The organism is Microbacterium sp. NPDC077644, from assembly GCF_040702785.1.
In the GTDB taxonomy this organism is placed as follows: domain Bacteria; phylum Actinomycetota; class Actinomycetes; order Actinomycetales; family Microbacteriaceae; genus Microbacterium.
The window spans coordinates 872,473-893,184 of sequence record NZ_JBFBME010000001.1; the positions used below are offsets into that span (position 1 = coordinate 872,473).

25 protein-coding genes are annotated in these 20,712 nt (G+C 69.0%); 14 read left to right on the forward strand and 11 right to left on the reverse strand.

What is annotated here, in order from left to right; genetic code table 11:
• Positions 1–87: 87 nt before the first annotated feature.
• Positions 88–1,587, forward strand: coding sequence for a glycerol kinase GlpK (gene glpK / locus AB0269_RS04185; protein ID WP_366209992.1), 1,500 nt, complete (start codon positions 88–90; stop codon positions 1,585–1,587).
• A 7-nt stretch (positions 1,588–1,594) separates the two neighbouring features.
• On the opposite strand, the gene AB0269_RS04190 is transcribed toward glpK, so the two are convergent.
• Positions 1,595–2,740 (reverse strand): glutamate--cysteine ligase, encoded by a 1,146-nt coding sequence (locus AB0269_RS04190; RefSeq protein WP_366209993.1) that lies wholly within the window; start codon positions 2,738–2,740, stop codon positions 1,595–1,597.
• A gap of 205 nt (positions 2,741–2,945) precedes the next feature.
• Between AB0269_RS04190 and rpsP the strand changes: the two genes are divergently transcribed.
• Genes rpsP through trmD form a run of 4 tightly spaced genes read left to right on the forward strand, consistent with a single transcriptional unit; the run spans position 2,946 to position 4,933 of the window.
• Positions 2,946–3,380 (forward strand): 30S ribosomal protein S16, encoded by a 435-nt coding sequence (gene rpsP / locus AB0269_RS04195; protein ID WP_366209994.1) that lies wholly within the window; start codon positions 2,946–2,948, stop codon positions 3,378–3,380.
• Between the two features lie 5 nt (positions 3,381–3,385).
• Positions 3,386–3,616: an RNA-binding protein gene (locus AB0269_RS04200; protein WP_227530235.1), complete on the forward strand. Its 231-nt coding sequence runs from the start codon at positions 3,386–3,388 to the stop codon at positions 3,614–3,616.
• A 1-nt stretch (position 3,617) separates the two neighbouring features.
• Positions 3,618–4,220: a ribosome maturation factor RimM gene (gene rimM / locus AB0269_RS04205; RefSeq protein ID WP_366209996.1), complete on the forward strand. Its 603-nt coding sequence runs from the start codon at positions 3,618–3,620 to the stop codon at positions 4,218–4,220.
• Positions 4,221–4,240: 20 nt separating this feature from the next.
• Positions 4,241–4,933 carry a tRNA (guanosine(37)-N1)-methyltransferase TrmD gene (gene trmD, locus AB0269_RS04210; RefSeq protein ID WP_366209997.1) on the forward strand — a complete coding sequence of 231 codons (693 nt, stop codon included), beginning with the start codon at positions 4,241–4,243 and terminating at the stop codon, positions 4,931–4,933.
• A gap of 12 nt (positions 4,934–4,945) precedes the next feature.
• On the opposite strand, the gene AB0269_RS04215 is transcribed toward trmD, so the two are convergent.
• The 4 genes from AB0269_RS04215 to AB0269_RS04230 all read right to left on the reverse strand — a co-directional run bounded on the left by AB0269_RS04215 (position 4,946) and on the right by AB0269_RS04230 (position 6,945).
• Positions 4,946–5,770: an SURF1 family protein gene (locus AB0269_RS04215; RefSeq protein ID WP_366209998.1), complete on the reverse strand. Its 825-nt coding sequence runs from the start codon at positions 5,768–5,770 to the stop codon at positions 4,946–4,948.
• Positions 5,767–5,958, reverse strand: a complete 192-nt coding sequence (locus tag AB0269_RS04220; protein ID WP_366210000.1) for a hypothetical protein — start codon at positions 5,956–5,958, stop codon at positions 5,767–5,769. Before AB0269_RS04220 ends, AB0269_RS04215 begins: the two co-directional genes overlap by 4 nt.
• Positions 5,955–6,320 carry a DUF3099 domain-containing protein gene (locus AB0269_RS04225; RefSeq protein ID WP_366210001.1) on the reverse strand — a complete coding sequence of 122 codons (366 nt, stop codon included), beginning with the start codon at positions 6,318–6,320 and terminating at the stop codon, positions 5,955–5,957. Before AB0269_RS04225 ends, AB0269_RS04220 begins: the two co-directional genes overlap by 4 nt.
• A gap of 61 nt (positions 6,321–6,381) precedes the next feature.
• The gene (locus tag AB0269_RS04230) at positions 6,382–6,945 is read right to left on the reverse strand and encodes a DUF4190 domain-containing protein (protein WP_366210002.1); all 564 of its coding nucleotides are present in this window, start codon (positions 6,943–6,945) and stop codon (positions 6,382–6,384) included.
• A 123-nt stretch (positions 6,946–7,068) separates the two neighbouring features.
• Here AB0269_RS04230 and fabG point away from each other — a divergent pair, with 123 nt between their 5' ends.
• Positions 7,069–7,779, forward strand: a complete 711-nt coding sequence (gene fabG, locus AB0269_RS04235) for a 3-oxoacyl-ACP reductase FabG (RefSeq protein WP_366210003.1) — start codon at positions 7,069–7,071, stop codon at positions 7,777–7,779.
• Between the two features lie 25 nt (positions 7,780–7,804).
• Here fabG and AB0269_RS04240 read toward each other — a convergent pair whose 3' ends face one another.
• From AB0269_RS04240 to AB0269_RS04250, 3 genes are all read right to left on the reverse strand, one after another.
• Positions 7,805–8,176: a hypothetical protein gene (locus tag AB0269_RS04240; RefSeq protein ID WP_366210004.1), complete on the reverse strand. Its 372-nt coding sequence runs from the start codon at positions 8,174–8,176 to the stop codon at positions 7,805–7,807.
• Between the two features lie 66 nt (positions 8,177–8,242).
• Positions 8,243–8,878 carry a phosphoserine phosphatase SerB gene (serB, locus tag AB0269_RS04245; RefSeq protein WP_366210005.1) on the reverse strand — a complete coding sequence of 212 codons (636 nt, stop codon included), beginning with the start codon at positions 8,876–8,878 and terminating at the stop codon, positions 8,243–8,245.
• 30 nt (positions 8,879–8,908) lie between these two features.
• Positions 8,909–10,153: a glucose-1-phosphate adenylyltransferase gene (locus AB0269_RS04250; RefSeq protein ID WP_366210006.1), complete on the reverse strand. Its 1,245-nt coding sequence runs from the start codon at positions 10,151–10,153 to the stop codon at positions 8,909–8,911.
• 46 nt (positions 10,154–10,199) lie between these two features.
• Between AB0269_RS04250 and glgA the strand changes: the two genes are divergently transcribed.
• From glgA to AB0269_RS04265, 3 genes are all read left to right on the forward strand, one after another.
• Positions 10,200–11,384, forward strand: coding sequence for a glycogen synthase (glgA, locus tag AB0269_RS04255; RefSeq protein ID WP_366210007.1), 1,185 nt, complete (start codon positions 10,200–10,202; stop codon positions 11,382–11,384).
• A 17-nt stretch (positions 11,385–11,401) separates the two neighbouring features.
• Positions 11,402–12,187: an ABC transporter ATP-binding protein gene (locus AB0269_RS04260; RefSeq protein WP_366210008.1), complete on the forward strand. Its 786-nt coding sequence runs from the start codon at positions 11,402–11,404 to the stop codon at positions 12,185–12,187.
• Between the two features lie 92 nt (positions 12,188–12,279).
• On the forward strand, positions 12,280–12,537 hold the full coding sequence (locus AB0269_RS04265; protein WP_366210010.1) for a type B 50S ribosomal protein L31: 258 nt from the start codon (positions 12,280–12,282) through the stop codon (positions 12,535–12,537).
• A gap of 64 nt (positions 12,538–12,601) precedes the next feature.
• Here AB0269_RS04265 and AB0269_RS04270 read toward each other — a convergent pair whose 3' ends face one another.
• On the reverse strand, positions 12,602–13,312 hold the full coding sequence (locus tag AB0269_RS04270) for a 3'-5' exonuclease (protein WP_366210012.1): 711 nt from the start codon (positions 13,310–13,312) through the stop codon (positions 12,602–12,604).
• Between the two features lie 76 nt (positions 13,313–13,388).
• Here AB0269_RS04270 and AB0269_RS04275 point away from each other — a divergent pair, with 76 nt between their 5' ends.
• Positions 13,389–14,306, forward strand: coding sequence for an alpha/beta hydrolase (locus tag AB0269_RS04275; RefSeq protein WP_366210013.1), 918 nt, complete (start codon positions 13,389–13,391; stop codon positions 14,304–14,306).
• Here AB0269_RS04275 and AB0269_RS04280 read toward each other — a convergent pair.
• Positions 14,278–14,751 (reverse strand): Lrp/AsnC family transcriptional regulator, encoded by a 474-nt coding sequence (locus tag AB0269_RS04280; protein ID WP_366210014.1) that lies wholly within the window; start codon positions 14,749–14,751, stop codon positions 14,278–14,280. The two genes, AB0269_RS04275 and AB0269_RS04280, sit on opposite strands and share 29 nt — an antisense overlap.
• 169 nt (positions 14,752–14,920) lie before the next feature.
• On the opposite strand from AB0269_RS04280, the gene pdhA reads away from it, so the two are divergent.
• Genes pdhA through AB0269_RS04295 form a run of 3 tightly spaced genes read left to right on the forward strand, consistent with a single transcriptional unit; the run spans position 14,921 to position 18,418 of the window.
• Positions 14,921–16,033 (forward strand): pyruvate dehydrogenase (acetyl-transferring) E1 component subunit alpha, encoded by a 1,113-nt coding sequence (pdhA, locus tag AB0269_RS04285; protein WP_366210015.1) that lies wholly within the window; start codon positions 14,921–14,923, stop codon positions 16,031–16,033.
• A 1-nt stretch (position 16,034) separates the two neighbouring features.
• Positions 16,035–17,045, forward strand: a complete 1,011-nt coding sequence (locus tag AB0269_RS04290) for an alpha-ketoacid dehydrogenase subunit beta (protein WP_366210016.1) — start codon at positions 16,035–16,037, stop codon at positions 17,043–17,045.
• Positions 17,042–18,418 (forward strand): dihydrolipoamide acetyltransferase family protein, encoded by a 1,377-nt coding sequence (locus AB0269_RS04295; protein ID WP_366210017.1) that lies wholly within the window; start codon positions 17,042–17,044, stop codon positions 18,416–18,418. Before AB0269_RS04290 ends, AB0269_RS04295 begins: the two co-directional genes overlap by 4 nt.
• A gap of 36 nt (positions 18,419–18,454) precedes the next feature.
• Here AB0269_RS04295 and AB0269_RS04300 read toward each other — a convergent pair whose 3' ends face one another.
• Positions 18,455–19,042, reverse strand: a complete 588-nt coding sequence (locus tag AB0269_RS04300; RefSeq protein WP_366210018.1) for a TetR/AcrR family transcriptional regulator — start codon at positions 19,040–19,042, stop codon at positions 18,455–18,457.
• A gap of 111 nt (positions 19,043–19,153) precedes the next feature.
• Here AB0269_RS04300 and AB0269_RS04305 point away from each other — a divergent pair, with 111 nt between their 5' ends.
• The gene (locus AB0269_RS04305) at positions 19,154–20,707 is read left to right on the forward strand and encodes a carboxyl transferase domain-containing protein (protein ID WP_366210019.1); all 1,554 of its coding nucleotides are present in this window, start codon (positions 19,154–19,156) and stop codon (positions 20,705–20,707) included.
• The last annotated feature ends 5 nt before the right edge of the window (positions 20,708–20,712 follow it).

A 20,712-nucleotide genomic window follows, 5' to 3' on the forward strand; every position in this document is an offset into this window, starting at 1 on the left:
GTTCGTGCACGCGCACCGGCCGTCCGTGCCCCGTCGCCCTAGGCTGAAGGACAGTTCAGACAACGCCGTCACCGGCTGGAGAGACACATGCACATCGTCGCCATCGACCAGGGCACCACGAGCACCCGCGCCATCGTCTTCGATGCGGACGGAGCGATCATCGCGACCGGACAGCGTGAGCACGAGCAGATTTTCCCGCGCGCCGGGTGGGTCGAGCACGATGCGGCCGAGATCTGGAGCAACACCGCCGCCGTCATCGACGAGGCGCTCGATGCGGCCGGGATCACGGCATCCGACGTCGCCGGCATCGGCATCACGAACCAACGCGAGACCGCGATCGTGTGGGACCGGGCGACCGGCGAGCCGATCCACAACGCGATCGTCTGGCAGGACACGCGCACGCAGACGAAGATCGACGAGCTGGCAGCGGACGGCGGCATCCGGCGGTTCGCCGCGACCACGGGCCTGCCGCTCGCGACCTACTTCTCGGCATCCAAGATCGCGTGGATCCTCGACAACGTCGACGGTGCGCGCGAGCGCGCCGCGAACGGGGACCTGCTCTTCGGCACGCCGGACACCTGGGTGCTGTGGAACCTCACCGGCGGACCGGACGGCGGAGTGCACGCGACCGACGTCACCAACGCCAGCCGGACGCTCCTCATGGACCTCCGCTCGCTCGACTGGGACGACGAGCTGCTCGCGGCCTTCGACGTGCCGCGTTCGATGCTGCCGGAGATCCGGCCGTCGTCCGAGGTCTACGGCGAGGCGAAGGGGACCGCTCTCGACGGCACACCGATCGCCGCGATCCTGGGCGATCAGCAGGCCGCCACCTTCGGCCAGGCCGCCTTCGAACGCGGAGAGTCCAAAAACACGTACGGGACCGGGAACTTCCTCATCGTGAACACGGGCGAGGAGATCGCCGACAGCGAGAACGGCCTCATCACGACCGTCGCCTATCAGCTCGCAGGCGAGGCGCCGCGGTATGCGCTGGAAGGGTCGATCGCCGTGACGGGATCGCTCATCCAGTGGCTGCGCGACAATCTGGGCCTCTTCGATGAGGCCGCTGACGTCGAGCGGCTCGCGCTGAGCGTCGACGACAACGGCGGTGTCTTCATCGTCCCGGCGTTCTCGGGGCTGTTCGCCCCGCACTGGCGTCCGGACGCGCGCGGCGCGATCCTCGGACTCACACGGTTCGCGAACAAGGGTCACATCGCCCGCGCTGCGCTCGAGGCGGTCGCGTTTCAGACCAGGGAGGTGCTGGATGCCGTCGGCGCGGACACCCGCGTGAACCTCGACGAGCTGCGCGTCGACGGCGGCATGGTCGCCAACGACACCCTCATGCAGTTCCAGGCGGACATCCTCGGCATCCCAGTGGTGCGGCCGGCGGTGATCGAGACGACGGCGCTCGGCGCCGCCTATGCGGCCGGCCTCGCGGTCGGGCTGTGGGCGGACCGCGACGAGTTGCGCGCCATGTGGCGCGAGGACACCCGATGGACGCCGCACATCGAGGATGCCGAGCGCGCGAAGCTCATGGCTCGATGGGGCAAGGCCGTCTCGCGCACCCTCGACTGGGTGGACGAGGACTGAGCCCCGGTCACACCACCGGCGCTCCCGGCCCCGACCGGAACTCGCGGATGAGGTGGTGCACGACCTCGCGGAGATCGCCGTCCGCGGCATCGGCGATCTTCAGCTGGCGCTCGTAGCCGGCGCCGGCGTCGAGGATCTCGTGGACCGCAGAGAACTCCGCGGCGCAGTTCAGCTCCACGGCCACCGGCGCCAGCTCGTCGACCAGCTCTGCGACCTGATCGCGGATCAGGTGCTGCGTCCCGCCCTCGTCGGCGATCACGCGCGCGTCCAGGCCGTAGCGGGCTGCGCGCCACTTGTTCTCGCGGTGGAACCACGGAGGCAGCGTCGGCAGCGTCTCGCCGTCGTCGAGCCGGCGCGAGAGGTGCTCGACGAGAACCTGGACGAGGGCGGCGATGGACGCCATCTCGGTCAGCGTCGACAGGCCGTCGCACGCCCGGACCTCGATCGTTCCCCAGCGGGGAGCCGGGCGGATGTCCCAGCGGACCTCGGTGGCATCGGCCATGACCCCCGTGCGCACCATGTCGTCGAGATACCGCTCGAAGTCCGCCCAGGTGCGCAGCGGCCACGGCAGGCCCGCGGTGGGCAGCTGCTGGAACACCAGTGCGCGATTGGAGGCGTAGCCCGTGCGTTCTCCGGCCCAGAACGGGCTCGACGACGCGAGTGCCTGCAGATGCGGCAGGTACGCCGAGAGGGCGCCGATGATCGGCATCACCTTGTCGCGGTCCTCGACGCCGATGTGCACATGGATGCCCCAGATCATCATGTTGCGGCCCCACCACTGGGTGCGCTCGATGAGCTTGTGGTACCGGCTCTTGTCGGTGACGCGCTGGTCGTACCACTGCGCGAACGGGTGACTGCCGGCGGAGAGCAGCTCGATCCCCGCCGGATCCGTGCGTGACCTGACCGCCGCGATCGCGGCGGCGATGTCGCTGATCGCATGCGCCACCGTGTCGCCGATGCCGCTGGTCACCTCGATCGTGTTCGTCAGCAGCTCACCGGTGACGGTGTGGCGCTCCGGTGCGCTCTCGTCCTCGAGCGCCTGGACGAGCTCCGGAGCACGACCGACCAGGTCTCCGGTGTCGGGATCGGCCAGCATGATCTCCCACTCGAGGCCGACGGTCGAGCGCGGGGAGTGCGCGAACTCCTGCTTCACGAGCACAGTCTGACACGCGCTGCAGCGCATCCCGACATGCGTGTCGCACCGTTTCGCGCCGGGCTCCCGGATCTGGCAGAATAGAGGGTCGGACGGCGTTCTCGACCCTCTATCCAGATCGCGTCCTCCCATTTGAGCTTCCGCCGGGTGTGCACCCCACTCTCCAGGCGACCAGTTCGTTCCTTCCACACCATTCAGGAGAATCGTGGCTGTCAAGATCCGTCTCAAGCGCCTGGGCAAGATCCGTGCGCCCTACTACCGCATCGTCGTCGCCGACTCGCGCACCAAGCGCGACGGTCGTGTGATCGAGGAGATCGGCAAGTACCACCCCACCGAGCAGCCCTCGTTCATCGAGGTCGACTCCGAGCGCGCTCAGTACTGGCTGTCCGTCGGCGCTCAGCCGACCGAGCAGGTCGCAGCGCTGCTCAAGCTCACGGGCGACTGGGGCAAGTTCAAGGGCGACAAGGACGCGAAGTCCACCGTCCAGGTCGCAGAGCCCAAGGCCGCCTTCGAGGTCGACTCCTCGAAGAAGTCCGTGGTCAAGCCCAAGGTCGAGAAGAAGCAGGAGGAGGCTCCCGCTGCGGAGGCTCCTGCCGCTGACGCGGACGCCGCTGAGGCTCCCGCCGCCGACGCCGAGTAATCGCCGTGCTCGCCGCCGCGCTCGAACACATCGTGAAGGGGATCGTCGATCACCCTGACGATGTCCGCATCTCCGCTTCCACCTCGCCGCGAGGCGACCTGCTCGAGGTGCGCGTGCACCCCGACGACCGTGGACGGGTGATCGGGCGCGGCGGCCGCACCGCGAAGGCACTTCGCACGCTCATCTCCGCCCTGGCGGATGGGCAGCGCGTCCGCGTCGACGTCGCGGACGACTGACGTGGCCGGAAGCGACCGCGGCCAGGGCAAGAACCAGCTGAGAGTCGGACGCCTGGTCAAGGCGCACGGGCTCAAGGGAGCTCTCAAGCTCGAGCTGTACACCGACAACCCGGAGCGTCGCTTCGTGCCGGGAGCCGAGTTCACGTTGCAGGTGCCCGAGGCATCTCCGTGGCACGGCAAGTCCATCACCGTCCGCGAGTACCGGGTGATGAACGGCAACTCCGTCGTCTTCTTCGAGGGCGTCGATGATCGCGACGGCGCCGAGGGTCTCGTGCGCGCCATCCTCTGGATCGACCAGGACTCCGACGAGCCGGAGGACAACGCCTGGTACGACCACCAGCTCGTCGGGCTCGACGTCGTCCGCGACGGCACTGTCATCGGTGCGGTCGTCCGCGTCGAGCACCTTCCCGCACAGGATCTCCTCATCGTGAAGGCGAGCGAGAAGGAGGTCATGGTCCCGTTCGTCGAGGCCATCGTCCCCTCCGTCGACCTCGCAGCCGGTCGTGTGATCGTCACACCGCCAGCCGGCCTGTTCGAGGACATCGCCGACGCAGAGGAGCCCGGCCCCGAGGAGTCCGACGCCGCTGCCGACAGCGGGCAGTGACCGATCGATACGATCGACCCATGCGCGTAGACGTCGTCTCGATCTTCCCGTCGTACTTCGACGGTCTCGAGCTGTCGCTGCTCGGAAAGGCTCGTGCATCGGGCATCCTCGAGCTGCACGTCCACGACCTCCGGGACTGGACGAGCGACCGGCACCGCACCGTCGACGACACCCCGTACGGCGGGGGAGCGGGCATGGTCATGAAGCCCGAGCCGTGGGGGCTCGCGCTCGACGACCTGACCCGCGATGCGGGTGGCGACGCGCCGACGATCATCTTCCCGTCGCCTGCCGGCGAGGTGTTCCGTCAGGCCACCGCCCGCCAGTTCGCCGCTCGCGAGCACCTCATCATCGGATGCGGTCGCTACGAGGGCATCGACGAGCGCGTGTTCGAGTACGCCGCGACTCTCGGCGAGGTGCGTCTGATGAGCCTGGGCGACTACGTGCTCAACGGCGGAGAGGTCGCCGCCATGGCGATGATCGAAGCCGTCGGCCGCCTCATTCCTGGCGTGGTCGGAAACCCCGAGAGCCTCATCGAGGAGTCGCACGAGGACGGCCTGCTCGAGTATCCGTCATACACGAAGCCCTCGACCTGGCGCGAACGCGCCGTCCCCGACGTGCTCCTCAGCGGCAATCACGGGGCGATCGCCTCGTGGCGTCGGGAGCAGCAGATCGAGCGCACCCGGACGCGTCGACCGGATCTCCTGCCGGAGTGACACGGGGCAGGGTCAGACTCTGCTGTCGACCTCGTCGAGGAGTTCGTCCTCGGCGTCCGCGTCGCGATCGCGTCGCCGCGACGCCTTCACCGGAGCGGGGCGGCCCTCGGCCTCCTCGCGATGCTTCTGCACCTCCGTGCGGATCATGTAGAAGATGAAGACGAAGCCCATGATCCCGAACAGGATCCACTGGATCGCGTAGGAGAGATGCGGGCCGGGGTCATCGGTCGGCGCGTCGAAGCCACCCGGAACCGTCTCGGGCGCCGGGTCCTCGCTGACGAGCCGGCCGTAGGCGCTGACGATCACGTCGCCGTCCACGCCTGCCGCGATCGTCGGGAGATGGATGGTCGGGACCTGTCCCTCCGGAGCGCTGCGACCCGACGAAGGCAGCTGCTCTCCGGTGCGCAGGCGCACCACGACCTCGACCTCGCCCGACGGCACCGCAGGTACGGCATCCGGCTCCGAGCCTTCGCCGGGCGCGACCCATCCGCGGTCGACGATGAGGATGCGCCCGTCGTCATCGAGGAACGGAACGAGCACTTCGAAGGCGCTCGTCCCCCCGTGTGGACGGTTGCGCACCAGGACCTGCTCATCGGCGAGGTACTCGCCGCGGAGGACCACGGGATGCCATTCGTCGTCGGCGTCGAGCGCACCGTCTGCGCCGATGAGATCGGCCAACGGCACGGGATCGGCGTCGTAGTTCTGCTCGACGAGTTCGATCTCGGCGGCTCGGCTCTCGTTGCGATCGAACTGCCAGTTCGACAGGAAGACGCACCCGACGGCGAACGCGGCCGCGATGAGGAGATAGACGCCCCAACGGGCGTAGCGGTTGCTCATCCGGGGAGTCCGTCGCGCGTGGTCACAGGGAAGTCGCGGGCTGCGAGATAGTCGTGCAGGAAGCCGGCGTGCTCGTCGCAGGCGAGCCAGATCTTCTCCCGGTCTACCGCGTGGATCCGAGGGTTCCGCCAGACGATGTGCTGCGTCGCTTCACGCCGGCACCCGGCTCGGGAGCATTCGTGGGTCACGTCCGGTCTTCTCCCGGCGCGTCGGTCACCGATCGGCGCTCCTGCACGGTGATGACGGTCGGTTCCCCGGGCGCGGCCTCCGGAGCGGGCGCAGGGGCGCTCAGCTCCTGCACGGGCGACTCCGCCGGGGGCGTCGCGGTGGGGCTGACCGCATTCGCGAAGACGACGGCGATGTAGGGCAGCACCGCTGCGGCTGCTGCGAAGACCCACGTGTACCAGCCGTACGGCGTCACGAGCACCGTCAACGCGAAGCACGCCATGCGGATGCCCATGGTGATCCAGTACCGGCGCACGCGACCGGTCGCCTCGTCCTGCGGGGATTGCGGGAGCGAGGTCACCGGGGCTGCATGGGACTGTTTCACGATGCCTCCAGCCTACGCCGCGCGGCGGCTGTGGGCGTGCGGCGCAGGCATCGCTTCCAGGTCAGCCGCTGATGCCGTAGAGCAGGAACGGCAGCGAGCCGAAGAAGATCGCGGACAGGATGCCGAACACGATCGACAAGGCGAGGAAGGCAACGCCTGCGTAACCCAGAATGACGCCCGCGATGGCCATGCCGCGTCCGCCGATCGCGGTGTTCTCGCGGGTCTTCTTGAGCGCCATGTGCCCGGTGATCACCGCCGCGATCGAGGCGAGCAGCAGGACGAAGGTCCAGCTGAAGACGATGCCGGCGATACCGGTGATGAGCGAGGTGATGGCGAGACCGCTGGTCGGTCGTGCGGGTGCATACGGGTACGGCTGTCCCTGCGGGTATGGCTGCGTCCCGGGGTACTGCGGAGCGGGCGCGTACGGCTGCGGCGCGGAATACGGCGCAGGTGCCGCGTTCTGCTGCGGCGCAGGGTATTGCGGCACCGGCGGGTACTGCTGCGTGGCCGGATAGTGCGGCACGGGAGGACTCTGCGGCGCCGGAGCGGCGGCGGGCGGCGGTGAGTAGGGCTGGCTCTGCGGAGAGGGCACCGGGTGCCCGCCCGGGTTCGTGTCGTCGCTCATGGCGATCCCTTCATGGTCCTGCTGCGGTCATCTCCATCTTGGCGTGATTCTCGCGTCCCGTCGCGGGGGAGAAGTCCCCGGCTAGGATGATTCGGGTCCTTCAAGCCCCCTGGGAGTGCACACATGACTACAGAACGCGTCGTCCTCGTCACCGGCGGCAACCGCGGCATCGGCCGCGCGATCGCGGAGCGCTTCGTGCGCGACGGGTACCGTGTGGCCGTCACGGCTCGCAGCGGCGAGGGCCCCGAGGGCACGCTCACCGTCCGCGCGGACGTCACGGATGCCGCGTCCATCGACGCCGCGTTCTCCGAGGTCGAAGCCGCGCTCGGCCCGGTCGAGGTGGTCGTCGCCAACGCCGGCATCACGAAGGACACGCTCCTCATGCGCATGAGCGAGGACGACTTCGACAGTGTCGTGGCCACCAACCTCGGCGGCGCCTTCCGAGTCGTCAAGCGTGCGTCGAAGGGGATGCTGCGCGCCCGCTTCGGCCGCGTCATCCTCATCTCGAGCGTCGTGGGCCTGTACGGATCCGCAGGACAGGTCAACTACTCGGCGTCCAAGAGCGCCCTGGTCGGGTTCGCACGCTCGCTCACGCGTGAGCTGGGTGCGCGCGGTATCACGGCGAACGTGGTCGCCCCGGGATTCATCGAGACGGACATGACCGCCGAGCTTCCCGAAGAGACGCAGAAGCAGTACAAGGCGAACATCCCCGCCGCTCGCTTCGCCACGGCGGACGAGGTCGCCGGTGTGGTCACCTGGCTCGCCGGCGACGACGCCGGCTATATCTCAGGTGCGGTCATCCCGGTCGACGGCGGCCTCGGCATGGGGCACTGACCGCTCGCCGCTTCACCGCGGCGCCTCACCGCGTCGTCGCGACGGCGTCGACGATCAGCTCGGCAAGCCGCTGCGGCTGCGAGAACTGCGGCCAGTGCCCGCTCCCGATCTTCACCACGCTCGCGTCGGCGATCGCACGGAACTCCTCGCCGTAGGCGCCCCACTGATCGACCTCGTGCTCGACCTCGTCGGCATCCATGCCGCCCATGAGCAACGTGACGGGCACCCGGTGCCGTCCGCCGCTCAACGGCAGGGCATCGGTGGGGACACGCGCGGGCACCGAGTGGGTCAGCGGAAGCGTGCGCTCTCGTGCGGCCGCATCGAGGTCGTGCACGTCCTCATCGAGGTCGTGCACGTCCTCATCGGGGAAGAAGTCCCACCCGGGGAAGGGGATCACGCCGTCGACGATCTCGAACGCGGAGCCCCCCCGACATCGGCCAGCGGCCCCGGCGGGTCGGCCTGATCAGGGCAGGAGCGGGATGATCTCGCGCAGATCCTGCGGACCGACCACGAGGTTCGCCGACGCTCGGACAGCAGGCTTGGCGTTGAACGCGATGCCGAGGCCCGCGGCCGACATCATCTCGAGGTCGTTCGCACCGTCTCCGATCGCGATGGTGGCTTCGGGCGGCACGTCGAGCTCGCCTGCCCATTCGCGAAGGGATTCGGCCTTGGCGGCGGCGTCGACGATGGTGCCCTCGACGTGACCGGTCAGCACGCCGTCGATCACGGCGAGGCGGTTCGCCCGCCAGCGGTCGACGCCCAGATCGGGCGCGATGCCGTCGAGGATCTCATGGAATCCGCCGGACACGACGCCGACGACCCCGCCGCGCTCGTGGACGGCAGCTGTCAGTTCGCGCACGCCCGGCGTCGGCCGGACACGTGCCCTGACCCGCTCGAAGGCGTCCGTCCCGACGCCGGCCAGCGCCTGTACGCGGGAGCGGAGGCTGGTCGCGAAGTCGACATCGCCGCGCATGGCGGCCTCGGTGGCGGCCTGCACCTCTGCGCGGCGCCCGGCTTCATCGGCGAGGAGCTCGATGACCTCGTCCTGGATGAGGGTGGAGTCGGCGTCGAGGACGACGAGGAATCGCGCGGCAGTCACACGATCGAGCGTAGCGCGAGCGCGAGCCGCTCAGCGTTCGATCAACTCGCCCTTGCCGACGACCGTGATGCCGGACTCGGTCACCGTGAAGCCGCGTTCGAGATCGCGCTCCCGATCCACGCCGACCGTCGCCCCGTCGAGCATCACGACGTTCTTGTCGAGGACGGCGCGGTGCACGCGGGCGCCCTGACCGATCACGACGCCGTCGAAGAGCACCGAGTCTGTGATGGTCGAACCCCCTGCCGCGAGGGTGCCCGGTCCGATGACGCTGTGCTCGAGGTGCGTCCCCGACAGCACCGAACCCGGTGAGACGATCGAGTCGATGGCGTTGCCGATGCGTCCGACGGCGTCTCGCACGAACTTCGCGGGTGGCGCGTTCACGCTCTGCGTGCGGATCGGCCACAGCGTGTTGTACAGGTTGAACACCGGCAGCGTCGCGATGAGGTCCATGTGAGCGTCGAAGAACGAGTCGATCGTCCCGACATCCCGCCAATAGGCGCGGTCGCGCGGCGACGAGCCCGGCACGTTGTTCTGCTTCATGTCGTAGTACGCCGCTTCGCCGCGTTCGACGAAGTAGGGGATGATGTCGCCGCCCATGTCGTGGCTCGATGCGGCCACCTCGCCGTCGGCCTCGACGGCCTCGATGAGCGCGTCGGCGTCGAAGATGTAATTGCCCATGGATGCGAGCACCTCATGCGGCGAGTCGGAAAGCCCCGTGGCATCCGCAGGCTTCTCGAGGAACGCGCGGATCCGCCCCGATCCATCCGGGTCGGCATCGATCACGCCGAACTGGTTCGCCAGAGCCAGCGGCTGGCGGATGCCGGCGACCGTCGCTCGCGCGCCGGAGGCGATATGAGCGTCGACCATCTGCTGGAAGTCCATCCGGTACACGTGGTCGGCGCCGATGACGACGACGATGTCGGGCTTCTCGTCGTTGATGAGGTTCAGGCTCTGCAGGATGGCGTCGGCCGAGCCGGAGAACCAGCGTTTGCCCAGACGCTGCTGCGCCGGCACCGAGGTGATGTACGAGTCGAGCAGGGACGACATGCGCCACGTCTGCGTGATGTGCCGATCAAGGCTGTGGGACTTGTACTGAGTGAGGACGACGATCTGCCGGAGGCCCGAATTGATGAGGTTCGAGATGGCGAAATCGATGAGCCGGTACTGCCCGCCGAACGGCACCGCAGGCTTCGCCCTGTCCGCGGTCAGAGGCATGAGACGCTTGCCCTCGCCGCCCGCGAGGATGATGCCGAAAACCTTCTTTGGGGCTGCCATGGCTCCACCATAGAACCCGAACGCACCGCTGTACTAGCGTTCAAGCATGCGCATCGACATGATCACCAAGGAGTACCCGCCGGAGATCTACGGCGGGGCGGGTGTCCACGTCGCAGAACTCGTCGCGGCGCTGCGCGGATCGGTCGACGTGCAGGTGCGCGCGTTCGGCGCAGAGCGGTCCGAGACGGGCACGCACTCGTACCGGACGCCGGCTGAACTGGCCGGAGCCAACGCGGCTCTGCAGACGCTCGGGACCGACCTCGTGATGGTCGCCGATGTGGCCGGCGCCGACGTCGTGCACAGCCATACGTGGTACGCCAACTTCGCCGGGCACCTCGCCTCGCAGCTGCACGGCATCCCGCATGTCCTGACCGCGCACAGCCTCGAGCCGCTGCGTCCATGGAAAGCGGAGCAGCTCGGCGGCGGCTACGCCGTGTCCGGCGGGATCGAGCGGCTCGCCTACGAGAACGCGGCCGCCATCATCGCGGTCTCCGCCGGCATGCGCGCCGACATCCTCCGCAGCTACCCGCAGGTCGACCCGGCGCGAGTGCGCGTGATCCACAACGGCATCGACGTCGAGCGCTGGCGTCCGGTGCAGGACGATTCGTTCCTCGCCGGGATCGGCATGGACCCATCGCGTCCGTCGGTCGTCTTCGTCGGTCGCATCACGCGCCAGAAGGGGCTCCCGTATCTGCTCCGGGCCGCCCGGCTGCTGCCGCCGGACGTGCAGGTGATCCTGTGCGCCGGCGCGCCGGACACTCCCGAGATCATGGCGGAGGTGCAGGAGGGCGTGCGCCGGCTCCAGGCCACCCGCGAAGGCGTCATCTGGATCGAGCGGATGCTGCCCCGCGATGAACTGAGCGCGATCCTCGCGGCCGCGACGACGTTCGTCTGCCCGTCCGTGTACGAACCGCTCGGCATCGTCAACCTCGAGGCCATGGCGTGCGGTGCGGCCGTGGTCGGCACGGCGACGGGAGGCATTCCGGAGGTCGTCGACGACGGCGTCACGGGTCGCCTGGTGCCGATCGAGCAGGCGGACGACGGCACGGGGACTCCGGTCGATCCCGAGCGGTTCGTCGCGGACCTTGCCCGCGTGCTCACGGAAGTCGTCTCGGACACCGAGACGGCAGCGGCCTATGGACGCGCCGGCCGCGAACGGGCCGCACGGGAGTTCAGCTGGTCCGCGATCGCCGACACCACGCGCGCCCTCTACGCGGAGCTGACCACCTGAGCCGATAGGCTGGACGCATGCCGAGCGCTCTTGATTTCACCGATGTCGTCGTGCGCCGTGACGGGCGCAACATCGTCGATCGCGTGACCTGGCAGGTCGCCGACGATCAGCGATGGGTGGTGCTGGGGCCCAACGGTGCGGGCAAGACCACGCTGCTCCAGCTCGCCGACACGCTCATGCACCCGACCTCCGGAACGGTGACGATCCTCGGCGAGACGCTCGGGCGGACGGACGTGTTCGAGATCCGGCCCCGCATCGGCTTCGCCTCGACGGCCATGGCCCGGCGCATCCCGCGCGAGGAGACCGTGCTCAACGTCGTCCTCACCGCCGCGTACTCGGTCACGGGTCGCTGGAACGAGGTGTACGAGAACATCGACGAGCGTCGCGCGCTGCGGGTGCTGGGAGAGTGGAAGCTCGATCACCTCGCCGACCGCACCTTCGGGACGCTGAGCGACGGCGAGCAGAAGCGAGTGCAGATCGCCAGGGCGGTCATGACCGACCCCGAGCTGCTCCTCCTCGACGAACCGACGGCGTCCCTCGATCTCGGCGCGCGCGAGGAGCTGCTCGGGCTCCTCAGCGGGTACGCGTCGTCGCCGACCACCCCGGCCATGGTGATGGTCACCCACCACGTCGAGGAGATCCCCGTCGGGTTCACGCATGTCATGCTCCTGCGCGAGGGCGGTGTCGTCGCGGCGGGCCCGATCGAACAGACGCTGACGGCGGATGCGCTCAGCGAGGCATTCGGAATGCCGATCACCCTGTCGGCGGAAGACGGCCGCTACGCCGCCCGTGCGACGGCGTGAGCTGACGATCTGCTAAACTCGATCCTTGGTGCATTCGCGCCGCAGACTTCCCTCGATCCTGGCACAATCCAGGGCACCATATAAGGAATCCCATGAAGACTGACATTCACCCCGACTACAAGGACGTCGTGTTCCGCGACCTCGGCTCGGGCGAGACCTTCCTGACCCGCTCCACGGTCACCAGCGACAAGACCATCGAACTCGACGGCGTCGAGTACCCGGTGATCGACGTCGAGATCTCCTCGGCCTCGCACCCGTTCTACACGGGCAAGCAGCGCATCATGGACTCGGCCGGTCGTGTCGAGAAGTTCAACCAGCGCTTCAAGGGTTTCGGCGGCAGCAGCAAGTAAGCTTCCGATTCTTCGAAGAAGGCTCCGCTCCGGCGGGGCCTTCTTCGCGTTCGGGAGACCGTGGCTAGGCCTCGTGCACGGGCCAGGCGCCGTCGAGCGCGTCCTCCGGCTCGAGCCGGCCGATGCGGATGAAGTACTCGGTCAGGCTCTCGGCCTGAGAGCGTGCCCAGCCGATCTGCTGGGTGTGCAGTTCGCTCGCCGACGCTGCGAGCGGGAAGCTGCGTGCGATCGCCTGCGCGACCCGACCGGCCGCGATGGCATCGGCCGAGGCCTCGTGCGCGCCGTCGAGGACCACGCCGTAGTGCTCGGCGACCACCTCGAGCGTGCGCTTGCCTCTGCGGTAGCGATCCACGGCCTTGTCGATCACGAGCGGATCGATGACCGGTCCCGGGTTCTCGAGGACGGGCACGCCGTGACGTGCGCATTCATGCGCCAGCAGAGAGAAGTCGTAGGACGCGTTGTAGGCCACCACCGGCAGACCCTGCGCGAACAGCGAGCGCAACGACCCGGCGACCTCGGCGACGACGTCACGCGCCGGGCGCCCTTCGGCCCGCGCGTGCCTGGTCGTGATTCCGTGGACGGCCGCCGCGCCGTCGGGGATCGGGATGCCGGGGTCAGCCAGCCAGGATCGGGCTGCGATCTCGCGGCCCTTCGCGTCGAGGACGCCCACGTGGGCCGTCACGATCCGATCGGCTCCGACATCGACGCCTGTGGTCTCGAGGTCGAAGACGCCGACGCGTCCGAGCCATGCCGGTAGTTCGAGATCGGGTGCCATGGATCCTCCTCCGTCCCGGACAACGCTAGGGACGGCCTCCGACATCGCCGGTCAGGCGCGCCCGTAGACTGGATCCATGCCCGCGCATTCGCCCTACGCCGATCGCCTCGGCCGCATCCCGATCGAGCGGCGCGAGGTAGATGTGCGCGGCGGGCGCACCGCGTACTGGGTCTACGGGCCGCCCGAGGAATCGTCGAACGAAGGGCAGCCGACGACGGTCATCGCCGTGCACGGGTTCCGCGGCGAGCACCACGGTCTCGAGCCCGTGCTCGCCTTCCTGCCCGAGCTCCGGGTGATCGCACCGGATCTTCCCGGCTTCGGTGAGAGCGCGCCTCTGCCCGGCCGGACTCACGATCTCGACGAGTACGCGCAATGGCTGCGCGAATTCGCAGCGGCCGTCGCCCCCGGGGCGGTGGTCCTCGGGCACTCATTCGGTTCCATCGTCGCCTCGGCCGCCGTCGCCGACGGGCTCGAGACGCCGCGACTGATCCTCATCAACCCCATCGGTGCTCCGGCGCTCGAGGGGCCGAAGGGCGTCCTGACCAAGCTCGCGGTGCTGTACTACGGCCTCGGTGCGAAGCTTCCTCCGGCGTTCGGAACCGCGCTGCTGCGCAACGGGCTCATCGTCCGGGGGATGAGCATCGCGATGGCGAAGACACAGGATCCGGCCCTGCGCCGCTTCATCCATGATCAGCACGACACGTACTTCTCCGACTTCGCCGACCGCGACGTGCTGCGCGACGCGTTCGTCGCGAGCGTCTCGCACGATGTGCGCGCCTTCGCGCCGCGCATCGGTGCGCCGACGCTCCTGATCGCCGCTCAGCAGGACGACATCACGCCCATCGAGGCCGAGCGCCACCTGGCGACGCTGTTCCCTGATGCCGAACTCGTCGAGATCGCCGATGTCGGCCACCTCATCCACTACGAGACTCCGGCCGAGGCGGCGGGGGCGATCCGGCGATTCCTCAGGGTTCCCGTCGAGCGAGGCCGATGAGGCCGGCGACCCGATAGGGGATCACCTCGCCCATCGCCAGCGAGGTCTCCGTCCGCTCCACTCCCTCGATCGACAGGATGCGCGCATCCGTGTCGAACAGGTGCCTGGCGTCTCGGCAGGCGACACGCGCGAGCAGGTCGATGGATCCGCTGAGGCCGTGCACCTGCAGGACCTCGGGGATGCGGGCGAGCTCTGCGGTGATGCGCGGCAGCTCGGTCTGACGGAGACCGATGCTGATGAAGGCCTGCAGCGGGAAGCCGAGGACCTCGGGGGAGAAGGCCCGCTCGTACGACAGGAAGACCCCGCTCTGGTCCAGCCGCGCCATTCGCGCCTGGATCGTGTTGCGCGACAGGCCGAGCCGTTCGGCGAGGGCGACGACGGTCGTGCGCGGGTCTTCGGAGAGGGCACTCAGCAGTTCGAGGTCTACGCGATCGAGAGCGGACATAGTGCCAAACAGTAGCAGGTTCACCATCACCGAACTACGCAACATGCTCAAGCGCATCCCGAATGCTTGAGCGTGCTGACCAACGGACGTACCCTCGAATCAACCGATGAAGACGTCGGTGCACGGCGTGCACGCCCCCACAAGGGACACACACGACAGGAGGACGACGATGTCACCGCAGACCACTCCGATCGCAGACACAGCGCAGGATCTCGAACTCGCCGAGCGGTTGCTCGCGCCCGACGGGACACGTCTCAGCAATCCCGGACTCGACCCGTTCGTCGCCGACGTCGACGCGGCGCAGCTGCGTTCGCTGCACCGCGACATGGTGATCCTCCGGCGCATCGACGCCGAGGGCGTCGCCCTCCAGCGTCAGGGCCAGCTGGGCCTCTGGGCGCCCTGCAACGGCCAGGAGGCCTCGCAGATCGGCACGGCGCGTGCCATCGACCCGATCGACTTCGTGTTCCCCAGCTACCGCGAGACCGGCGTCATCTACGCGCGCGGTGCGCAACCCGGCGACTTCGTGCGCGTCTGGCGAGGCGAGGAGGGTGCGCCGTACGACCCCATGCAGATGCGCGTCGCCCCGCTGCAGATCATCATCGGCGCCCAGTCGCTCCACGCGGTCGGCTACGCCATGGGCATCAAGCACGAGAAGGCCCCCGAGGTCGCCGTCACGTACTTCGGCGACGGTGCCACCAGCCAGGGCGACGTGAACGAGGCTATGGTCTTCGCCGCGTCGTACCAGGCTCCGGTCGTCTTCGTCTGCCAGAACAACCACTGGGCGATCTCCGAGCCGGTCGCGCTGCAGTCGCAGTATCCGATCTCCGGCCGTGCGCCCGGCTTCGGTATCCCGAGCATGCGCGTGGACGGCAATGACGTCCTCGCGTGCATGGCGGCGATGCGCTGGGCGCTCGACCACGCGCGTTCCGGCAAGGGACCGGCCTTCATCGAGGCCGTCACCTACCGGATGGGACCGCACACCACCTCGGACGACCCCACCCGATACCGCGACCCGGCCGAGCTCGAGTCCTGGAAGACCCGTGACCCGATCGCCCGCGTCGAGGCGTTCCTGCGCGGACTCGGAGAGATCGACGACGAGCAGATCGCCGCAGCGCACGCCGATGCGGACAAGCTCGCTCGCGAGATGCGCGCCGAATGCCTCGGCATGGTCACCCGCGAGCCGCTGGCCGTGTTCGACAACGTGTACGCCGAGCCGCACTGCGGCCTCGACCGTCAGCGCGACGAGTACGCCGCGTACCTCTCGACGTTCGAGGAGGCCTGAGATGACGCAGCTCACTCTCGGCAAGGCGCTGAACGCCGGCCTGCGCAAGGCCATGCAGGACGACGACAAGGTCGTCATCATGGGCGAGGACATCGGCAAGCTCGGCGGCGTCTTCCGCATCACCGACGGTCTGCTCGACGAGTTCGGTGCGGCCCGCGTCATCGACACGCCGCTGGCGGAGTCGGGCATCGTCGGTACCGCCGTCGGCCTCGCCTACCGCGGCTACCGCCCGGTCGTGGAGATCCAGTTCGACGGCTTCGTGTACCCGGCGTTCGACCAGATCGTCTCGCAGGTGGCGAAGCTCCACTACCGCACGCAGGGCCGGGTGAAGATGCCGATCACGATCCGCATCCCGTGGGCGGGCGGCATCGGCGCGGCCGAGCACCACTCGGAGTCGCCGGAGGCCTACTTCGTGCACACGTCTGGTCTGCGCGTCATCGCCGTCTCGAACCCCGAGGACGCCTACCGCTGCCTGCGTCAGGCGATCGCCTCGGACGATCCCGTGATCTTCTTCGAGCCGAAGCGGCTCTACCACCACAAGGGCGAGGTGGACCTGGACGCCTCGCTCGCCGACGCGCCGCCGATGGGTCTGGCGCGCGTGGTCCGCGAGGGGACGGATGCGACGATCATCACGTACGGCGCGATGCTCACCACAGCTCTGGATGCCGCATCCGCAGCCGAGGACGAGGGCCTCTCGCTCGAGGTGATCGACCTGCGCTCGATCTCGCCGGTCGACTACGACACGGTCGCGGCATCCGTTCGCCGCACCGGACGCGTCGTCGTCGCGCATGAGGCCTCCCGCGAAGCCGGCGTGGCCGCCGAGGTCATCGCGAGCATCACCGAGCGGTGCTTCGAGTATCTCGAGGCGGCGCCCGTGCGCGTCACCGGGCACGACGTGCCCTATCCGCCGGCGAAGCTCGAGAAGTTCCACCTGCCCGACCTCGACCGGATCCTGGACGCCGTCGATCGCGTCCTCGACCGGCCGAACAGCCTGACGGGAGCCGAGTCATGATCCAGGAGTTCCGCCTTCCCGACCTCGGCGAGGGGCTCGCCGACGCCGAGATCGTCCAGTGGCTCGTCGCACCCGGCGACACCGTCACCCTCAACCAGACCCTGGCCGAGGTCGAGACGGCGAAGGCCGTCGTCGAGCTGCCGTCGCCGTACGACGGAACCGTCAGGACGCTGCACGCGGAGGCGGGCGAGACGGTCGACGTCGGCGCTCCGCTCATCGCGTTCGACGTCGCGGGGGACGAGCCGGCAGGACCCGCACCGACGGCCGAGGCCGCAGCGGACGCGACGGAGGCGGAGGCCGCGGAGGAGAAGACCCCGCCGAACCTCGTCGGCTACGGCGCTGCTCCGTCGAGCAAGGCGCGCCCCGCCCGACGCGCACGGCGTGCCGGAGTCGCGGCGCCGGTGGCCGACACGGCCGTGCTCGAAGCGGCGCCCCACGACGTGCTTCCCGAGGCTCCGGCATCCGTCCGGGAGGGGGAGCGCCCGCGCTCCACTCCTCCCGTCCGCGCATACGCCAAGCGCCTCGGCGTCGACATGGTCCTCGTCGCCGCAGAGGTCGGCGATCGGGTGATCACCCGTGACGACATCGACGCGTACGCCGATCGAGTCGGCGTAGGCACGGAGACCCCTGCTGTTGCCCCGGTGGTCCCCTCCGTGTTCGGCGACGCGAAGGAGCGCGAGACGCGCATCCCGATCCGCGGGGTGCGCAAGCACACAGCCGCGGCGATGGTGCAGAGCGCTTTCACCGCACCGCACGTCACCACCTTCCACACCGTCGATGTGACGGCCACGATGGATCTCATCGCGAGTCTCAAGACCGACCGCTCGCTGTCCGAACACCGGATCGGGCCGCTGGTCGTCGTCGCCAAGGCCGTGTGCCTGGCGCTCGGCCGCACACCCGGTCTGAACTCGCGGTGGGACGCGGAGGCGGGCGAGATCGTCCAGCCCCACTACGTCGACCTCGGGATCGCGGCGGCGACCGAGCGCGGGCTCATCGTCCCGAACATCCGCGATGCGGAGCGGATGACGCTCCCGCAGCTGGCGGATGCGATCGCGGTGCTCACGCAGACGGCGCGGTCGGGCAAGACTTCGCCCGCGGACCTCGCTGGCGGCACGTTCTCGATCACGAACATCGGCGTGTTCGGAATCGACGCCGGCACACCGATCCTCCCGCCCGGCCAGTCCGGGATCCTCGCCGTCGGTGCGGTGCGCCGGATGCCGTGGGAGCACCGAGGCGAGATCGCACTGCGTCAGGTGATGACGCTGAGCCTGTCGTTCGATCACCGCATCGTCGACGGTGCCGAGGGTGCTCGGTTCATCAAGGATGTCGCCGACATCCTCGAGGAGCCGGGACGCGCGATGCTGCTGGGGTGACGTCGTGCTCGTCGCCTGACGTCCGGCGCAGCCGCGTCAGGCGACGAGTGCAGCCAGCGCCATCGACGACAGGAGCGCCGCGGTCGACCTCTTCGACCGGGATGCCGCACGCGTGCTGTGCGGTGTCGAGTTGATGAGTCCGAAGCACGCCTGCACGCGCAGCCGCAGTTCGTCGGCGGGCGCGTCGTGCACCGGCGTGAGCGCCGCGATCCAGAGATCGATGTACTCGCGCTGCAGTCGCCGGACCTCTGCGCGATCCTCGTCCGACAGATGGGCGAGATCACGATCGTGCACGCGGATGACGTCGGCATTGCCCAGTGCGAAGTCGACGTGGAAGTCGATCAGCGCGCGGATGCGGTCATCCGTGGTCGCCGCCTCCGAGAAGACGCGGGTCCCGCCGCTGACGAGGTCCTCGCTGACCTTGACGAGCACGGCGCCGAGGAGCGCCTGCTTGCCGGCGAAATGGCGGTACACGGCCGGACCCGATACGCCGACGGCCGTGCCGATGTCCTCGAGGCTCACCCCGGAGTACCCGCGTGCCGCGAACAGCCGCGCGGCCTCGGTCAGGAGCGCGTCCGCGCGCTCGGCCTTGGCGCGGTCCCGTGCCGTGAGGGGGGTTGTCATTTCAGTTAACGCTCGCTAACCTAAATCATCGGGTTAGTGAACACTAACCGAAAACGTGTGCCGTACGCCACTGTGTGACGAGCCGCCACGTGAGTCGAGGAGGACGCCAGGATGCCCGTGACACAGGAGTCGCTCGCCGCCGAGCTGCGCGACAGGTTGAGCGCCGCGGCGGCCGGGGGACCGGAGGCGTCGCGGGAGCGTCACGTGGCGCGCGGCAAGCTGCTGCCCCGGGACCGGGTTTCGCGACTGCTCGACGAGGGCAGCCCGTTCCTCGAGGTCGCCCCGCTCGCAGCCGACGGCCTGTACGGCGGCGAGGTGCCCGGCGCCGGCGTGATCGCCGGGATCGGCCTCGTGCACGGACGCCACGTCATGGTGATCTGCAACGACGCCACGGTCAAGGGCGGCACCTACCTGCCGATGACCGTCAAGAAGCACCTGCGCGCTCAGGAGATCGCGCGGGAGAACCGGCTTCCCTGCCTGTATCTCGTGGACTCCGGTGGGGCCTTCCTGCCCAAGCAGGACGAGGTGTTCCCCGATCGCGACCACTTCGGCCGGATCTTCTTCAACCAGGCGCGGATGAGCGCTGAGGGGATCCCTCAACTGGCCGCCGTGCTCGGATCGTGCACCGCCGGCGGCGCCTACGTGCCGGCGATGAGCGATGAGACGGTGATCGTCCGGAACCAGGGGACGATCTTCCTCGGCGGTCCGCCGCTCGTGAAGGCGGCGATCGGCGAGATCGTCACCGCCGAGGAGCTGGGCGGGGGAGAGCTGCACGCCCGGCGCTCGGGCGTCGTCGACCACCTCGCCGAGGACGACGAGCACGCGCTCGAGATCCTGCGCGACATCGTCCGGACGCTCCCGGCTCCGGCCGAACCGGCGTGGGAGGTCACGGCGTCCAGGGCACCCGATGAGACATCGAGCCTGTACGAGGTCGTACCGGTCGACGTGAACGCGGCCTATGACGTGCACGAGGTGATCGCGCGTCTCGTGGACGGCGACTCCTTCCGCGAGTTCAAGTCCGAGTACGGCACGAGTCTCGTGACCGGATTCGCCCGGCTGCACGGGCATCCGATCGGCATCGTCGCGAACAACGGCGTCCTCTTCAGCGAGTCCGCGCTCAAGGGCGCGCACTTCATCGAGCTGTGCGATCAGCGCGGCATCCCGCTGCTGTTCCTCCAGAACATCACCGGCTTCATGGTCGGCTCCGACGCCGAGGCCGGGGGCATCGCGAAGGATGGAGCCAAGATGGTGACGGCTGTCGCGACCACGCGCGTGCCGAAGCTGACCGTGATCATCGGCGGGTCGTTCGGTGCGGGCAACTACTCGATGTGCGGGCGCGCGTACTCGCCGCGGTTCCTGTGGACCTGGCCCGCCAGCCGCATCTCGGTCATGGGCGGGAACCAGGCCGCATCCGTGCTCGCGACGGTCAAGGAGGACCAGCTCGCCGCGCGTGGCGAGTCGTGGGCGCAGGACGAGCGCTCCGCCTTCGAAGAGCCGATCCGCGCCCAGTACGAGACGCAGGGCGAGCCGTACTACGCCACGGCCCGCCTTTGGGACGACGGCATCATCGATCCCGATCAGACGCGTGATCGCCTCGGCCTCGCGCTCGACGTCATCGCACGCACCCCGCTGCCCGAACCGCGCTTCGGCGTCTTCCGGATGTGATCCTC

What these genes read in the sequence shown, in the direction of transcription:
- glgA (WP_366210007.1), top strand. Translation starts at nt 10,200, where the DNA reads ATGCGCATCGACATGATCACCAAGGAGTACCCGCCGGAGATCTACGGC.
- AB0269_RS04250 (WP_366210006.1), bottom strand. Translation starts at nt 10,153, where the DNA reads ATGGCAGCCCCAAAGAAGGTTTTCGGCATCATCCTCGCGGGCGGCGAG.
- AB0269_RS04300 (WP_366210018.1), bottom strand. Translation starts at nt 19,042, where the DNA reads ATGACAACCCCCCTCACGGCACGGGACCGCGCCAAGGCCGAGCGCGCG.
- AB0269_RS04305 (WP_366210019.1), top strand. Translation starts at nt 19,154, where the DNA reads ATGCCCGTGACACAGGAGTCGCTCGCCGCCGAGCTGCGCGACAGGTTG.
- fabG (WP_366210003.1), top strand. Translation starts at nt 7,069, where the DNA reads ATGACTACAGAACGCGTCGTCCTCGTCACCGGCGGCAACCGCGGCATC.
- AB0269_RS04215 (WP_366209998.1), bottom strand. Translation starts at nt 5,770, where the DNA reads ATGAGCAACCGCTACGCCCGTTGGGGCGTCTATCTCCTCATCGCGGCC.
- AB0269_RS04280 (WP_366210014.1), bottom strand. Translation starts at nt 14,751, where the DNA reads ATGTCCGCTCTCGATCGCGTAGACCTCGAACTGCTGAGTGCCCTCTCC.
- trmD (WP_366209997.1), top strand. Translation starts at nt 4,241, where the DNA reads ATGCGCGTAGACGTCGTCTCGATCTTCCCGTCGTACTTCGACGGTCTC.
- pdhA (WP_366210015.1), top strand. Translation starts at nt 14,921, where the DNA reads ATGTCACCGCAGACCACTCCGATCGCAGACACAGCGCAGGATCTCGAA.
- glpK (WP_366209992.1), top strand. Translation starts at nt 88, where the DNA reads ATGCACATCGTCGCCATCGACCAGGGCACCACGAGCACCCGCGCCATC.
- AB0269_RS04270 (WP_366210012.1), bottom strand. Translation starts at nt 13,312, where the DNA reads ATGGCACCCGATCTCGAACTACCGGCATGGCTCGGACGCGTCGGCGTC.
- AB0269_RS04295 (WP_366210017.1), top strand. Translation starts at nt 17,042, where the DNA reads ATGATCCAGGAGTTCCGCCTTCCCGACCTCGGCGAGGGGCTCGCCGAC.
- AB0269_RS04275 (WP_366210013.1), top strand. Translation starts at nt 13,389, where the DNA reads ATGCCCGCGCATTCGCCCTACGCCGATCGCCTCGGCCGCATCCCGATC.
- AB0269_RS04290 (WP_366210016.1), top strand. Translation starts at nt 16,035, where the DNA reads ATGACGCAGCTCACTCTCGGCAAGGCGCTGAACGCCGGCCTGCGCAAG.
- AB0269_RS04260 (WP_366210008.1), top strand. Translation starts at nt 11,402, where the DNA reads ATGCCGAGCGCTCTTGATTTCACCGATGTCGTCGTGCGCCGTGACGGG.
- AB0269_RS04230 (WP_366210002.1), bottom strand. Translation starts at nt 6,945, where the DNA reads ATGAGCGACGACACGAACCCGGGCGGGCACCCGGTGCCCTCTCCGCAG.
- AB0269_RS04265 (WP_366210010.1), top strand. Translation starts at nt 12,280, where the DNA reads ATGAAGACTGACATTCACCCCGACTACAAGGACGTCGTGTTCCGCGAC.